The 15,315-nt window shown below is 70.4% G+C and carries 9 protein-coding genes; 5 read left to right on the plus strand and 4 right to left on the minus strand.

The annotated features are described in order from the left end of the window. From ACEZHJ_RS00575 to ACEZHJ_RS00595, 5 genes are all read left to right on the plus strand, one after another. Positions 1 to 494, plus strand: a 494-nt coding sequence (locus ACEZHJ_RS00575) for a methyl-accepting chemotaxis protein (RefSeq protein ID WP_375036121.1), incomplete at its 5' end; no start/stop codon positions are given. An 82-nt stretch (positions 495 to 576) separates the two neighbouring features. Continuing rightward, the gene (locus tag ACEZHJ_RS00580; RefSeq protein WP_205599945.1) at positions 577 to 1,386 is read left to right on the plus strand and encodes a protein-glutamate O-methyltransferase CheR; all 810 of its coding nucleotides are present in this window, start codon (positions 577 to 579) and stop codon (positions 1,384 to 1,386) included. After that, positions 1,386 to 7,385, plus strand: coding sequence for an Hpt domain-containing protein (locus ACEZHJ_RS00585; protein WP_375036122.1), 6,000 nt, complete (start codon positions 1,386 to 1,388; stop codon positions 7,383 to 7,385). The genes ACEZHJ_RS00580 and ACEZHJ_RS00585 overlap by 1 nt, the downstream gene beginning before the upstream one ends. After that, entirely contained in the window at positions 7,372 to 8,316 is a 945-nt protein-coding gene (locus ACEZHJ_RS00590) for a chemotaxis protein CheB (RefSeq protein WP_018718744.1), read from the plus strand. The genes ACEZHJ_RS00585 and ACEZHJ_RS00590 overlap by 14 nt, the downstream gene beginning before the upstream one ends. Before the next feature lie 4 nt (positions 8,317 to 8,320). Further along, positions 8,321 to 8,779 (plus strand): hypothetical protein, encoded by a 459-nt coding sequence (locus ACEZHJ_RS00595; protein WP_375036123.1) that lies wholly within the window; start codon positions 8,321 to 8,323, stop codon positions 8,777 to 8,779. 468 nt (positions 8,780 to 9,247) lie between these two features. Here the strand turns inward: ACEZHJ_RS00595 and tssH are convergent, their stop codons facing one another. The 4 genes from tssH to tssE are packed head-to-tail and all read right to left on the minus strand — an operon-like array spanning position 9,248 to position 15,229. Then, positions 9,248 to 11,899, minus strand: a complete 2,652-nt coding sequence (tssH, locus tag ACEZHJ_RS00600) for a type VI secretion system ATPase TssH (RefSeq protein ID WP_375036124.1) — start codon at positions 11,897 to 11,899, stop codon at positions 9,248 to 9,250. Beyond that, on the minus strand, positions 11,896 to 12,969 hold the full coding sequence (gene tssG / locus ACEZHJ_RS00605) for a type VI secretion system baseplate subunit TssG (RefSeq protein WP_018718747.1): 1,074 nt from the start codon (positions 12,967 to 12,969) through the stop codon (positions 11,896 to 11,898). Before tssG ends, tssH begins: the two co-directional genes overlap by 4 nt. Further along, a complete protein-coding gene (tssF, locus tag ACEZHJ_RS00610) occupies positions 12,933 to 14,765 on the minus strand; it encodes a type VI secretion system baseplate subunit TssF (RefSeq protein ID WP_163139631.1) in 1,833 nt (610 codons plus the stop codon). The genes tssG and tssF overlap by 37 nt, the downstream gene beginning before the upstream one ends. Then, positions 14,765 to 15,229: a type VI secretion system baseplate subunit TssE gene (tssE, locus tag ACEZHJ_RS00615; protein WP_163139629.1), complete on the minus strand. Its 465-nt coding sequence runs from the start codon at positions 15,227 to 15,229 to the stop codon at positions 14,765 to 14,767. The genes tssF and tssE overlap by 1 nt, the downstream gene beginning before the upstream one ends. Between the last annotated feature and the right edge of the window lie 86 nt (positions 15,230 to 15,315).

Consider the following 15,315-nt stretch of genomic DNA (forward strand, 5'->3'; position numbering starts at 1 on the left):
CCAACCTCCCCGCCCACAATCCCTCCATCCACGCGGCCCTGGCCGGCGCGTCCGCCCGGCGCTTCGCGGTGGTCCCCGACGATGACCACCGCCTCGCCGAGCCTTCCTGTAATGCCACCACGCAGATCGAGGCGCTGGTCAAGACGACCCAGACCGAAACCAACGAGGCGGTTATCACCATGGAGCAGAGCACCGCCGGCGTGGTGGCGGGCGCCCGCCAGGCCGAGGAGGCCGGTGCCGCGCTGCGCGAGATCGAGAACGTCTCCGAGCAGCTCGCCGGCCTGATCCAGAGCATCTCCGAGGCCTCGCGCCAGCAGGCCCATGCTGCCGCCAACGTCTCGGACACCATGAACGTCATCCAGGAGATCACTTCGCAGACCTCGGCGGGTACCAACGAGACGGCGACCTCCATCGGCAACCTGGCCGACCTCGCCAACGAGCTGCGCGAGTCGGTGGCCGGCTTCAAGCTGCCCGAAGAGAAGCGCACGCAGTAGGGGGCGCCGGGTGAGTGCCGCGCGAGCGCCAAGCGTTGAGCTTTCCCCCGGCGGCATGTCCGTCGCCGGGGGCGTGCCGCGTATGGAGGAAGACGTCTTCGACCGGTGGGCGATGCTGATTCGCGAGCGCACCGGTGTGGAGATCCCGCGCGAGCGACACAGCTTCCTCGCCACGGGGCTCGCCCGCCGCATGCGTGCCACTGGGGTCGATGATCCGGAGGATTACTATCGCTGGCTGACCCGGGGGCCGGGGGCGGCGGTGGAATGGAGCGCGCTGGTGGACCTGCTCACGGTCCAGGAAACGCGTTTCTACCGGGACCCGCAGGGGTTGGGGCTTTTTCGCCGGTATTGCCGCGACGAGGCCCCCGGGGGCTCGCGGGCGCTTCAGGTGCTGAGCGCTGGCTGTGCCACCGGTGAGGAGGCCTACACCCTCGCGCTCGTGCTGGAGGAGGCATTCGGTGGTGGCCGCGGTTACGCGGTTACGGGCACGGACATCAGTCTGGGCGCCCTGGCGGTGGCCCGCCGGGGCGAATACCCGGCCATGCGGCTCTCGCGGTTGCCCCGGTCTCTGCGTGACAACGGGGTCGAGCCGGTCGGCGAGGCACGCTGGCGTATTGCCGAGCGTATCCGCCGCCGGGTCTGCTTCGTCCAGATGAATCTGCTGACCGACGATCCGGTGACACTGCCGCCGCTGGATGTCGTCTACTGTCAGAATGTGCTGATCTACTTCGCCCGCCGGCAGCGTGAGCGGCTGGTGCGGCGCCTCGCCGACTGGCTGCGACCCGGCGGCCTGATGATCCTCGGCGGCGGCGAGTTCCTGCCGGCGTCGCTGGCGGGGCTGCATCGTGTCGGTGGTGAGGACGTGCTCGCCTTCAGCAAGGAGGCCTCTTGATGGGCCGGGAGACAGGCATGGACTACAGCGTGCTCGGCTGGGTGAGCGGTGAGCTCGACGCCACGCTGCAGCAGGCCGCGGAAGCGCTGGAGGAGTACGCGGAGCACGGCGGCGACGAGACCCGGCTGCAATTCTGCGCCACCCATCTTCACCAGGTGCTGGGCATCCTCCGGATGCTCGAGCTCAACGACGCAGCGCTGTGCGCGGAGGAGATGGAGACGCTGGCGGGCGACCTGCTCACCGGCGACGTGGCCGACGCCGGGCCGGCCCGTGAGGCGCTTATGGGGGCGATCCTCCAGCTTCGGCGCTATCTCGAGCGTCTCACGGTCAGCGGTGCCGAGACCCGTTTCCCGCTGCTGTCGATCATCAACGAGCTGCGCGGTGCCCATGGCCGGACCGAGGTCACCGAGGCCATCCTGTTCACACCCGATTTCGGTGCGGTGGATGCCCGGGAGGACGGCCCGCCGCGGGACAGCGGGGACCGGCGCGTGGAGCTCGCACCAAGGGCCCGTGCGTTCTTCCAGCGCGGACTGATAGCGTGGCTGCGCGGTGATGCCGAGGACGGGTTGAAGCGCATGGCCCGTGCCCTGTCCGGCATGGACGAGGCGGCGCCCGACGCGCGTCGGGCGGCCCCGTGGTGGGTCGGGTGTGCCCTCATCGAGGCCCTGCGCACGGGCAGTGTGGACGGCAACGACGCTCAGGTCCGCGGCCTGCTGCCGCGCCTGGAGCGCGAACTCAAGCGCCTCGCCGATCTTGGCGCGGGTGCCGAGCCGCGTCCCGATCTGCTGCGGGATATGCTCTATGTCCTCGCCGGCGTCGACAGTCCCGGCAGGCGGGTCCGCGCCGTGCAGCAGGTCTACGACCTGGACGGACTGCGACGGCGCATCGCCCGGCTGCAGTCCGAGGGCGGCGAAGGTGCGGATCTCGATGCCCTGCGCACCGTTGCCGGCGTGCTCCGGGAGGACGTCGCCGCCGTCAAGGATAGCCTCGACCTGCACGTGCGCGCCGGCGACGCCGACAGCGAGCGTCTGCGCGAGGCGGCCGACGGCATGCACCGGGTGAGCGATACCCTCGGTGTGCTCGGGCTGGAGAGCCAGCGCCGTGCCCTCGCCGAGCATGCGGAAACGCTGGTGAACGGCGACCCGGACGACGAGGGCATTATGGCGGTCGCCGAGGCCCTGCTGTCGGTCGAGGCCGCCCTGCGCCATTTCGCCGAGGGGCATGCCGACGACGCCGAGCCCGGCGAGGCGAGCGGTTTCCAGGCGGAGTACGAGTCCGTCCATGATCAGGCCCTCGAAGAGGCCAGGCGTGAGATGGCCCGGATCCGCGAGGCCATCGTCCGCGACCTCGAGGCCGGCCAGGGTGAGGAGGCGGAGGCGTCCCTCGCCGCCAGCTTCCATTCCCTGCAGGGCGTCGGCCGGTTTCTGTCGATGTCCCGGTTCAGTGAGCTCGTCGGGGACGCCGCGCGGGTCACCGCCGGCGTTCTCCGGACGCCGGGACCGGTGGACGACACCACCCTGGATGACATGGCCGACGCCATAACCAGTCTCGAGTACTATCTGGAAGCGGTGAGCGAGGGGCGACACGAGGTCGAGCCGATCCTGGACATGGCGGCGTCGGTGCTCGAGCGACTGGTGCCGATCTATGCCGTGGCCGAAGAGCCTGACGGGCCGGTGGAGGGCGGGGATACGGCGCCGGAAGAGGACGCTGGTGCGGACGGTGCTGCGCCGCCCGCGGATGAACAGCCCCTCCTCGATCTCGGAGACGCCGTGTTCGAGGGCGTGTCCGCGGACACGCCGGCGGAGGTGTCGGCGCCGGCGGAGCCGCCGCCGGAACTCGATTCCTCGCTGGAAACGGACGCCGAGGGGGCCGCGAATGCCGGTGCCGGCGGGGATCAGGCCGCGGCGCAGAGCGCCCCCGCGATCGATTTCGCGAGCAAGCGGGGGCGCGTCGACCATGACGTTCCCGTGCGTGCCGCGGAGCCGGATCCAGAGATCCTGGAGATCTTCATGGAGGAGGTCGGGGAGGTCCTGGAGACGCTCAACGAGTGCTTCCCGGCCTGGCGCGGCAATCCGGACGACCGCGACTCACTCCTGACGACGCGGCGGATGTTCCATACCCTCAAGGGCAGTGGTCGCCTGGCCGGTGCGTTGCTCCTCGGCGAGCTGGCGTGGTCGGTGGAGAACCTTCTCAACCGTATTCTCGACGGCAGCCGTGACGCCACGTCGCCCGTATTCGATGTGGTCGACCAGGCCATCGGTCTCGTCCCGGGGATTGCCGAGGCCACGGCCCAGGAGGGCGATGGCCCCTTCGACGAGGCCCGCGCGCTCATGGCCCGGGCGGAAGCCCTTGTGGAGGGGCGGGACGCCGCGGCGGTGCCGGAGTCTCCGGCGGAGGCGGTCCCCGAATCCGTCGAAGAGGCCACAGAGCCCACGGGCGAAGCCGATGGGGAGGGCGCAGAGAGGTCCGCGGCGCCTGCCATCGATCCGACCCTCTACGAAATCTTCCGCAAAGAGACCGATGAGCACCTCTCGGAGGTCGCCTCGGCGGCCGATTCGTCCGCGGCGGCGCGGCCGACGGAGGCCCTGGTGCGCACGGTCCATACCCTGACCGGGTCGGCCCGGATGGCGGGTGTCGACGACATCGCCAACATCGGCCGGGCCCTGGAAAACCTCGTCCGTTCGCGTCTCGGTGAGCACCGCTCTCTGGATGATGACGACCGCAACCTGCTGCGACGCGGTGTGACGACCATCCGCGAGGTCCTGGTGAGCCTCGGCGAAGGGGAGGTCCCGCCGGAGGCGGGCGGGCTGATCGACGAGATCGCCGAGCGGGGACGCGATACCGGGGACGGACCGTCGCTGGAGGAGATCAGCGATCGCGCCCGGGTGGTCTCCATGCCGTTCCCGGTGGCCCGGCCCGAACCCCGGGGCACCGCCATGCCCACGGATGCCGACGCGGCGCCTGCATATCCCGCCGCGCGCCCCGAGCCATGGGGTGCGGCGATGCCGCGGGGTCACGAGGAGGCGGTGACGCCGCCGGTCGCGGGCACCGATACCCTCCCGCCGATTACTGATGCCCCCGACGTGCCCGAGGTCCCCGAGGTCCCGGAGGTCCCGGAGGTCCCGGAGGTCTCGGAGGTCTCGGAGGTCTCGGAGAGCGCGGAGAGCGCGGAGAGCGCGGAGGAGACACCGCCGGCGGCCGACGAGCTGGATCCGGAGCTGGTCGGTATCTTCCTCGACGAGGCCGCGGACCTGCTTGCCGAGCTGGAGGCGGCCCTGGGGGGCTGGAACGACGCCGCCGACCCGCCGGCACGGCTGCACTCGGTGCAGCGTACACTCCACACCCTCAAGGGCGGTGCCCGGCTGGCCGGATTCAGGGCCATCGGCGACCTCTGCCATGCGACGGAGACGCTGGCCAGCGCCGCCGCCGCCGGGAATATCCCGGCCGACGATCGTTTCCTCGGTCTGCTGCGCAGTGCCGTCGACGAGCTCGACGACCTGGTCGACCGGGCCGGCCATGGCGAACAGCCGCAGCCCGACCCGGACCTTGTCGAGCGCTTGCGCTCCCCCGGTGCTGCGGGGGCGACCCCGGCGGATGCCGGTGACGATGACGCTACAGAGCTCCGGGATATCTTCCTGGAGGAGGCGGCGGAGCTGCTCGACGCCCTGGAACGCACCGCCGCGGCATGGCGGGCGGAGCCGGCCTCGGCCGAGCATCGTCAGGCACTGGCGCGGGCCCTGCACACCCTCAAGGGCGGTGCCCGGACCACGGGCATGACCGCCGTCGCCGATCTCGCCCACGACCTGGAGACGCTGGTGCGCTCGGCGGGCGAGGAGCCTGACGACGCGCACCAGGACCTGCTCGAGACCGGCCTTGAGACGTTGCTCGCCCAGCGCGACGCCGTCGCCGCCGGGCAGACGCCCGAGGATGCCACGGTGGTCCGTGAGCAGATCGCCGGCTACCGGGGCGACAGCGCCGAGGGCGGGGACGAGTCGGACTCCTTGGCCGGCGAGAGCGGTGAGGCCGTGCCAGCCGCGGAGTCCGGAACGGCCCCCGCCGAGGCCCCGCAGCGCCCCGCCGCGGCACCGGCGACGCGCAGCGACGTCGTCCGCGTGAGCGCCGAGGTGCTCGACGAGCTGGTCAACCATGCCGGCGAGGTGAATATCTATCGGGCGCGGCTGGACCAGCAGGCCGGTGCGGTGAATTTCAACCTCCAGGAGCTGGAGCAGACCGTCACCCGGCTGCGCGAGCAGCTGCGCTCGCTGGAGATAGAGACCGAGAGCCACATCCGCTTCGGCTTCGAACGCGATGCCGGTCCCGCGCAGCCCACGGGCGACAGCGAGGCCCCGCCGGAGGCGGGCGGACCGGAGGCCCCCGGTGAGACCGCGAACGACGGCGGAGCCGATTTCGATCCGCTGGAGCTGGACCGCTTCAGCCGCATGCAGGAGCTCTCCCGGGCCCTGTCCGAGAGCGTCAACGACCTCTCCAGCATCCAGACCACGCTGCAGACCCTCAGCCGCGAGAGCGAGACCCTGCTGCTTCAGCAGTCCCGGGTGAACACCGAGCTCCAGGACGGGCTGATGCGCACGCGCATGGTGCCGTTCGTCAACCTCGTGCCCCGGCTACGGCGGATCGTGCGTCAGGCAGGCCGGGAGCTCGGTCGCCAGGTGGAGCTGCAGGTCCGTGGCGGTGAGGGCGAGATGGACCGGAGCGTGCTCGAGCGTATGGTCCCGCCGCTGGAGCACATGCTGCGCAACGCGGTGGCCCATGGCATCGAGCCGCCGGAGCAGCGCCGCCGGGAGGGCAAGCCCGAGGCCGGGACGATCACCATCGAGGTCGCCCGCGAGGGCGCGGACGTGGTGCTGTGGCTCGGCGACGACGGTGGTGGCATGAATCTGGAGGCGATCTCCCGCCGGGCCGTCGAGAAGGGCCTTATGACCGAGGGCGCCGCGCTGACCCAGCGGGAGATCATGCAGTTCGTGCTGGAGCCGGGCTTCAGCACCGCCTCGCGGGTCACCCAGGTGGCCGGCCGCGGTGTCGGGCTGGATGTCGCCAACGCGGAGATCCGCCAGCTCGGTGGGAGCCTGGAGATCGACTCGCGCGAGGGCGAGGGTACCCGCTTCACCGTACGCCTGCCGTTCACGCTGGCGCTCAACCAGGGGCTGCTCTGCCAGGTTGGTGATGAGACATACGCCATCCCGCTGTCGAGCATCGTCGGCGTGGTTCGTGCCGAGCGCTCCTTCCTCGCCGGTGCCCTCGCGAGCGACGAGCCCGTTTACTACGAGTACGCCGGCGCCCAATACGAGGTGGTGAGTCTCGGGGGGCTGCTCGGCGCCGGCACCGGCGTACCCGATGAGGGCCGTGCGCTAGCCCCGCTGGTGCTGGTGCGTGCCGGCGAGCACGCCGTGGCGCTGCAGGTGGACACCCTGCTCGGTAGTCGCGACATCGTGGTCAAATCCCCGGGACCGCAGGTGAGCACCATCCCGGGCATCTTCGGTGCGACCATACTTGCCGACGGACGCGTGGTGCTGATCCTCGATGTCGGTGCGCTGATGCGCTACCGCGGCCGGTTCCTGGAGGGCGAGACCCAGCGCTCCGCACCCGCACCCCGTCGCGAGCGGGCGCTGGTCATGGTGGTTGATGACTCGATTACCATGCGCAAGGTCGCCACGAGGCTGCTCGAGCGCAACGGTATGGAGGTGATAACCGCCAAGGACGGTCTGGATGCCGTCGCCCGGCTGCAGGAGCAGACGCCGGACGCGGTGCTGCTGGACATCGAGATGCCGCGTATGGACGGCTACGAGTTCGCTGCGCACATGCGCAACCAGCCCGAAACGCGGGAGACACCGATCATCATGATCACCTCCCGCACCGGCGAGAAACACCGCCAGCGTGCCATGGACACCGGCGTTGATCGCTACCTGGGCAAGCCCTATCAGGAGACGGAACTGCTCGAGGCGCTCCAGGAGCTGCTGGAGACCGGGCGTGCCCCCGTGTGACGCAGCGATCGGCGTGATTGCCGTCGGCGAGCGCCGCCGGTGCCTGTGCCGCGGTCTCGAGGCCCGGGGGCTGGCTCCGGTCTACGGCGTCGGCCTCGACACGGCGGCCGGCGGCATTGGGCTCGATGGGGTCGGCTGCCTGGTGGTGGACCTGGCCCATGTCGGTGACGAACCTGCCCCGGTGCTGGATGCCCTGCTCGCGGCGTGGGCGGGTGGCATCGTGTTCGCTGACGCATCGCGCCTGGACGAGCGCGAGCTCGGGCGGATCGCGGTGAAGGTGCGTGGCTATATGCACCCGGCCGCGGCGCCGCAGCAGGGACCGGCACCGGTGGTCGTGCTGGCGGCCTCCAGCGGCGGACCGCCGGCGTTGCGGCGGTTCTTCGCCGCACTACAGGGGCCACCGCCGGCGACCCTGGTGGTCGCCCAGCATATCGGTGGGGGGTTCACCACCGAGCTCGCCCGCCAGCTTGGCCGGGTGGCCGGTTTTCCCGTTGCCGAGGCCCGGCCCGGCGACGCGCTTACGGCGGGCCGGGCATGGGTCTGCCCGGTGGATCGCGCGTTCGTGCTCGACCAGTCAGGGCGGCTGACGGAGGCAGGCGACGCAGCCCCGCCGTCGCGTGTGCTGCTTCGGCCCTGCATCGATGACGTCGCGACGGAGGTCGCCGTGCGCTTCGGCGCCGATACGGCGATGATCGTATTCACGGGCATGGGAGAAGACGGCGCCGAAGGCGCGCGGGCGATAGATGCCGTCGGCGGTTCGGTGTGGGCCCAGAGCGTGGACAGCGCAGTCGTCGCCAGCATGCCGGATGCCGCGGCCGCAAGGGTGAGGGTACGTGGGCGCGCGACGCCGGAGGGGCTGGCCTCGGCGCTGACGGAGTGGCTCGCCGGGGCGGTCCCGGCAGTCGGACTGGAACACGAGGGATCGGGCTGAACTTATGGCGGAGTCACAGAGCATTCGCTGTCTCGTCGTCCCCGTCGGGGGCGTCCAGTGGCTGGTGCCGGCCGCAGTGGTGGCCGAGGTCACGGATCCGGGGACCGCGGTCCCTGAAGGGGGACATGACCGTCTCGCCGGCTTCGCCGACTGGCGCGGCCGCCGAATCCCGCTCATGCGCCCGGACGACGACACGCCAGCGACCCATGGCGGTTCTCGGTTGCTCGTGCTCAAGGCCCTGTCCGGTACCTTGCCCGTTAGCCACTATGGTGTCGTCACCCAGGGGATCCCGCGCATCGCGAGCGTCACCATGGATACCCTGGCACCGGGTGACGCCGGGGTGGATGACGAGCGCTTCATCCCGGTGCTCGCCGCCGGCGAGTCCGCGCTGCTGCCCCGTCTGGACGCCCTGGAGCCGGAGCTCGCGTCGGCCCTGGCGGCGGCCGGCGGCGTGAACCCCTAGGGCCCGTTGCCGAGGGCGGGTATAGATTGGTTGCTCCTGGCAACCGACCACGGTGGCCTCGCCCGGTGTGCCCCGGGGCGGCGGGCGTCCGCAGGGTGCTTGTCGGCAGGGCGAGGGTGTCGCACGCTCCCGGTGCCCGATCCACACGAACGGCCGGTACCGGCCGCTTCCGCGGGCTGACGGCTCCCCGCAATCGCCGTCCTCTTCCGGGCCATCGTCGGCTGCCTTCGGGCAACCGGCCTACGGCGGGAACGGTCTGACTCTGCGTGACTCGTGCCGGAACGCGCCCGACACCCTTGTCGAGGGATGGGGCCGGGCGGTATGGCATGTTTTTGGTGCCCCGGTTGTCCGCGTTGGGGTGTTCGCCAGGCCCTTTCCAGCACATCGTTTCCTGGCCGCCCATCCTGAACTGAGGCCGGTATACGCGCCGGGCCCGCGGTACCGCGTGCGGCCCTGGGCGGGTATGGTTCACACCGCCAGCGCGGGTTCGTCGGCCGACGGGCTCCGGTAGATGAAGTTCCCGCCTGTACCCAGATCCACCTCCAGGTGCTCCACCGGGTCGTTCGCGGCCATGCGGTCGAGCACGTGCGCGGCGAGCTCCGGCATGAGGGTGCCGGCGAGGATGTGGTCGATGCTGCGGGCGCCGCTGTCGCTGTCGGTGCTGCGGGCGGCGATGGCCTCGACCACCGCCGGGGAGAACGTCAGCCCGGCACGATGGTTGTGAAGGAAGCGCTGGCGGATGCGCTCCAGCTTCATTGTCACGATTCGCCTGAGGATCTCGCCGTGCACCGGGTAGTAGGGGACGATGCTCAGGCGGCCGAGGAACGCCGGTTTGAAGGTGGTGTTGAGGGTGTCGCGCAGTGCCGCGACGATCGCCTCCGGGGCCGGCGGCGCGGCATGGCCGAGGCAGCGCTCCATGATGGCGTCGGTGCCGACGTTGGAGGTCAGCAGGATGATCGTGTTGCGGAAATCGATCTCCCGGCCTTCGCCGTCGTCGAGTACCCCCTTGTCGAACACCTGGAAGAAGAGCTCCAGGACGTCCGGGTGGGCCTTCTCCACCTCGTCGAGCAGGACCACGCTGTAGGGCCGGCGGCGTACCGCCTCGGTCAGCACGCCGCCCTCGCCATAGCCCACGTAGCCCGGCGGCGAGCCCTTCAGGCCGGAGACGGTGTGGGCCTCCTGATACTCGGACATGTTGATGGTGATGACGTTGCGCTCGCCGCCGTAGAGGGTGTCGGCGAGGGCCAGGGCGGTCTCGGTCTTGCCGACACCGCTGGGGCCGAGCAGCAGGAACACGCCGACGGGCTTGGCCGGGTCGTCGAGGCCGGCGCGGGAGATCGCGATGCGCTGACCGATGGCCTCCAGGGCGTGGTCCTGGCCGAGCACGCGTTCGCCGAGCAGTGACGGCAGGCGGCGCACGGTGGTGAGTTCGTCGGCGAGCATCTTGCCCAGGGGGATGCCCGTCCACCCGGAGATCACCTCCGCGACGGCATTGCCGTCGACGTGGCCGTGCACCAGCGCCTCCCCGTCCTGGGCCTGCGCCAGCTCGCGCCGGGTCTCGCCAATACGCCTCGCGATGTCGTCGGCCCGGGCGTCGTCGCCGGTCTCGTCGAGCTCGCGTTCCAGCGCGCCGAGGCGTTCGACGACCGCCTGCTGCGCCGTCCAGCGCCGCTCCAGCTCGCGGGCCTCCTCCCGGGCCGTGTTCAGTGCGGCATCGAGTGCGGCGAGGGTGTCGTCGTGGTCGTGCCCCTCGCGGCGCTCGCGTTCGAGGCTCGCGATCTCCGTGGTCAGGTTGTCGATGCGCCGCCGGGTATCCTCCAGGGCTCCCGGCAGGGTGGTCCGGGCCAGCGCAACGCGGGCGCAGGCGGTGTCGAGCACGCTGACGGCCTTGTCCGGAAGCTGCCGGCCACTGAGGTAGCGGTGCGAGAGCCGGACCGCCTGGGTGACGGCCTCGTCGCGCAGGGTCACGTCGTGGTGGGCGCGCATTTGCCCGGCCAGACCGCGAAGCATGTGGATGGCCGTGGCCTCGTCGGGCTCCTCGATGCGCACGACCTGGAAGCGCCGGGCAAGCGCGGCGTCCTTCTCGAAGTATTTCTTGTACTCCGCCCAGGTGGTGGCGGCGATGGTGCGCAGCTCGCCCCGCGCTAGGGCCGGTTTGAGCAGGTTGGCGGCGTCGCCCTGACCTGCCTGGCCGCCGGTGCCGATCAGCGTGTGGGCCTCGTCGATGAACAGGACGATAGGCGTCACGCTCCTGCTGACCTCCTCGATCACGTCCTTCAGCCGCTTCTCGAATTCCCCCTTGACCCCGGCACCGGCCTGTAGCAGGCCGAGATCCAGGGTGCGGAGCTGGACGCCGGCGAGCGGGGGCGGGACGTCACCGTCGGCGATGCGCCGGGCCAGCCCCTCCACCACTGCGGTCTTGCCGACGCCGGCCTCGCCGGTGAGGATCGGGTTGTTCTGGCGGCGCCGGGTGAGGATGTCCACTATCTGGCGGACCTCGGCCTCGCGGCCGAGTACCGGATCGATGTGCCCGGCTCGGGCGCTGGCGGTCAGGTCTACCGTGTAGTGATCGAGGGCGAGGGTGCGGCAGTGTCCCTCGGCCGGGGCGGGGCCGTGGTCCGCGGCGGTGTCGTCGGGTGTCGCCGTGGCCTGCGCGGGTCCCGGACCGACGAGCTCGTCGAGGTGGGCCTTGAGGTCGTCGGCATTGATTTTCTCCAGCTCGCGGGCGCCGCTGGCGACGATGCGCCGCAGCTCGTCGTCGGCCAGCAGGGCCAGCAGCAGGTGGCCGCCGTGAATGCGCCGGGCGCCGTGCTCGATCGAGGCGCTGACCCAGGCGCGTTCGATCAGCCGTGTGAGGCGCGGCGAGAGTACGGGGGTGCGGGTGTTGCCGCTTCTGAACGTCGCGATGGTGCGCTCGAGCTCGCCGGCGAGGCGGTCGCTGGCGGCGCCGTAGTGGCGGAGGATGCGCAGCATCTCGCCGTTGTCGGTCTCCAGCAGCTTGAGCAGGAGGTGCTCGATGTCCACTTCGTGCTGCTGCTGCGAGAGGCAAAGGGCTGCCGCGCCCTCGCTGGCGTTGCGGCAGGCGTCGTCGAGCTTGTCGAACAGGGATTTGAGACTCACACCGATGCTCCGTCATAGGTGATTTCGAATACCGCCCGGCCATGATCGGCGGCTGGGCCGTCGTTGCGTTTGAGCCAGCCGAGCCAGCCCAGGCTCAGGCCGCCGGAGCGGCCGAGTCGGGGGCGGGGGAGGTGATCTCTGCCGAGAATCAGTTCGATCTCGAAGTCCAGCCCCGGGCCGGCGAACAGCCGGATGATGCGTTTCAGCCGCTCGTGGCGCCCTGTGCCCGGCAGCAGGGCGCGGTAGCCGTCCTCGTCCAGCGGGCCCAGCGAGACGGTGAACCGCGATTGATGGTCCCGTACCCGGGTGCCGGCCACCGCGCTCTTGCCGAGGCGGGCGTTGCGCTGGCCGAGCCGGGTGTACTGGGCGGGGTCCAGGGTGAGCCAGCGTCCGGAGAACGGGGTAACCCGGCAGCGCGCGCCGGTCGCGTTCGCCACGATCGCCTCCAGGTTGTGGCCGTTGCGCGGGCGCTGGCTCCAGAGCCCGGCGAAGTGGCTGAACAGGTCGCGCTCGATGCGCCCGGGGCGTCCGCCGTCGTTGAGCTGCCGGAGTGTCGTCGGTGTCAGCCCCTGGAGGTGGTGCAGGCCGCTCTCCAGGTCGCTGCTGCCGCGGCGCTCGTACTCGATGTGGAACCGGTATTTCTGCCACGCCTGGTAGAACAGGGCGATCATCCGGTGGGAGAACACGTCGAAGAACGCATGCGCGGCGTCGTCGCGACTGTCCACGTGGCGATTGATCAGCATCTCCGTGTAGGGGCGCGGCAGCACCCCGGATGGACCGACGAGGCCCATGAAGGTGACCTGCAGCTCCGTGAGGGCGTCGCCGCCCGGCGCGTGTGCGTGCCCCTCCTCGAAACGCAGCTCACTCACCTCGCTGGGCGGGAAGCGCAGCGAGAGCAGCGAGCGGAAGCGAAGCGGATCGTCGTGGGGCCGGTTCTCCGGGTCGATGCGTCCGCTGCGGCTGTAATGCAGCCGCAGCAGGCGCACGAGCTGGAAGAAGCCGAAACGCCAGGGCTCCGCCCGTGCCTGGTCGATCAGACCAGGGGCTGTGTGCCGGTTCTCGGGGGCCATGCGGCGACTCGCGTTTCACGCTGGCGTGAACGCAGCGTGAGCTGGGTGAAGCTGTTGAGTGTGCAGTACTGGGCGAAGAACCGGTCCAGGACCATCCCGAACAGGAATACGCCGCTGCCGGTGAACTGGCTCTCGTCCATTTCCAGGGTGATGGCGGTGCCGCGCACGAAGCTCGGGCGCGGATGGCCGATGCGCGTGGTCGTGATCCGGCTGTCGATGGAGAGGATCCCGTTGATCTGCTTGCGCACCGCAGACGCGCCCCGGTAGTCGTAGAGCGATAGCATCTCGAGTAGCGCCTCCCGGCCCTGGGAGACCAGCGAGGTGTGGTTCAGCGTCAGGTGCGAGACCAGCCGCCAGACCAGGCCCCGGCCCAGCGGTGTGCGCACGCTGGTCGTGGGCTTGCGCAGACAGCGGATGTGCCGGACGATCTCCTCGCTTTCGAGGGTAAAGTCGCCTTCCGGCGTGCCGAAACGCATCAGCTGCGGGAGGTCGCGATTGCTGCAGGTGAGCGCCATGCTGAGGGTGTCACTGCTCGCCTCCAGCATCCCCAGCTCGCGGTCGACCAGGCGCAGCCGCATCTCGGTGCCTTCCCCGGAGGCGGCCGGGACTCGCCGGGCCAGCCAGTAGCAAGGCGTCTCCTCGCCGTCATCGACGTGGCCCGGCTCGAAGAAAGGCGGGCAGGGGCGTACGCGGTCCTCGCCGGTGGTGCGCACGATCCGTGTCACCCGGTCGACGGAGACGATCTCCGTGGCCTTCGCATGGCGCACGTCGGGGACGACCGGGTATTCCGGCCGCGTGTGCGTCAGCCGGATGGGTTCGGCCTGCTGGGGGAAGAGATTGACGATGGGGGTGCAGCCGAGGCGGAAGTTGCTGCGGCCGATGTTCTGGGCGAGTCGCGCGAGGCGCTCGGGCTGATGGAAGTCGCTGAACAGGAAATCGATCTCGACATGCGTGGCGGGTCGCTCCCGCAGTGCCCGGTCCAGGCCGTTGAGGTCGAAGAACAGGAACTTCTCGGGCAGCAGGAAGTATTCGTGCAGTAGCCGGTAGCCGAGAAACGAGCGGGGCGAGTAGTCGATCAGCCCCTCGTCCTCGGCGAAACCCACCGGGGTCAGGGGGGCGTCCGGCAGGCGCACCTGCCGCTCGCGGCCGCCGTCCACGAATCGTACCGCCACCTGTGCGGTGCTGTTGAGCAGCAGCTCGTAGAGGGGGTGCATCAGGCCGCCCTCGCCGTCGAGAAAGAACCGTAGCCGGTCGATGCCGAGGCTGGCGAAGTTGGTGCTTCCCAGTGCCTGAAGCGAGAGCGTCAGCCGGGCGACGTGCTCGTTGCCGTGGGCGTTGAACGAGGATCGCTCGAGCCGGGTGAGGGCGGCATCAGTAACGGCGATGGGCCAGACATCGACCGGGTAGCAGGTGCGGAACTGGCAGGGGGTGCCTTCGACGGGCCGCGAGTGCAGCATGCTGTGTCGCGGCAGGTGATAGCGCCTGGACAGCGTCGTCTCACGGCCGGGGTCGAACTCCGCGATGGACAGCGCCGGCGTCGGGCGCAGGTAGTGGGGGTAGAGCACGTCCAGGAAGGCCTCGACAATCTCCGGGAAATCGTCGTCCAGCTTCTTGTGGATCCGGGCGCTGAGGAACGCGAAGGACTCGATCAGGCGTTCGGCATGCGGGTCCTCGCAGTCGTCGGCGCCGAGCAGCAGCCGCGAGGCGATCTTCGGGTAACGGTTCGCGAACTCCTGTCCCAGGTAGCGCAGGTGGGAGAGTTCGCGCTCGTAGTAGGGCAGCAGCTCGTCGAGCATCAGCGCAGGGTCCGGACGGTGTACCGGCGGGTGCTGACCTGGAGCACGGCATCGAAGGCGACCTGCTCGTCCGCTTCGGACAGCGTGAGCAGGGCCTTGATGCGGAAGCGCAGGATCCGGTCGCCGTGTTCGAAGTCGGCGAGACTCACGTGCACGCCGCTGAAGCGGCGGTCGCCGCATTCGATGGTGCGTTCGAGCTCACGCCGGATGCGGCGGCGCTCGTCCGCGCAGTTCAGCCCGCGGCTGGTGAAGTCCGGCAGGCCGTATTCCAGCAGCGAACCCTGCAGGCCCGGCCATGCATCGAGCTGCGCCGCCAGCAGGTCCTGGCGGGTGTTGACCAGCATCTCGAGGTCGCGGACAACGCTGGCACGGTAGTCGTCCAGGGTACACCGGTGCCCGGGGCCCGGGTCGTGTGGCTGGCTCGGCGCCCCGTCGAGCAGGCGGTCGAGCAGGGTCGGTATCATTTGGCGCGATGTTGCCGTCATTTCCTTGACCTGTTTTCGCGATGCGGCACCGCCCGCCCCGCGCGTCCCTGTGCCGGGCGTGGCGG

This window comes from Arhodomonas sp. KWT2, from assembly GCF_041949875.1.
Lineage (GTDB): Bacteria > Pseudomonadota > Gammaproteobacteria > Nitrococcales > Nitrococcaceae > Arhodomonas > Arhodomonas aquaeolei.

Coding starts and splice junctions, on each gene's coding strand:
- tssF (WP_163139631.1), bottom strand. CDS start 14,765: ATGCTCGACGAGCTGCTGCCCTACTACGAGCGCGAACTCTCCCACCTG.
- ACEZHJ_RS00585 (WP_375036122.1), top strand. CDS start 1,386: ATGGGCCGGGAGACAGGCATGGACTACAGCGTGCTCGGCTGGGTGAGC.
- tssG (WP_018718747.1), bottom strand. CDS start 12,969: ATGGCCCCCGAGAACCGGCACACAGCCCCTGGTCTGATCGACCAGGCA.
- tssE (WP_163139629.1), bottom strand. CDS start 15,229: ATGATACCGACCCTGCTCGACCGCCTGCTCGACGGGGCGCCGAGCCAG.
- ACEZHJ_RS00595 (WP_375036123.1), top strand. CDS start 8,321: ATGGCGGAGTCACAGAGCATTCGCTGTCTCGTCGTCCCCGTCGGGGGC.
- ACEZHJ_RS00580 (WP_205599945.1), top strand. CDS start 577: ATGGAGGAAGACGTCTTCGACCGGTGGGCGATGCTGATTCGCGAGCGC.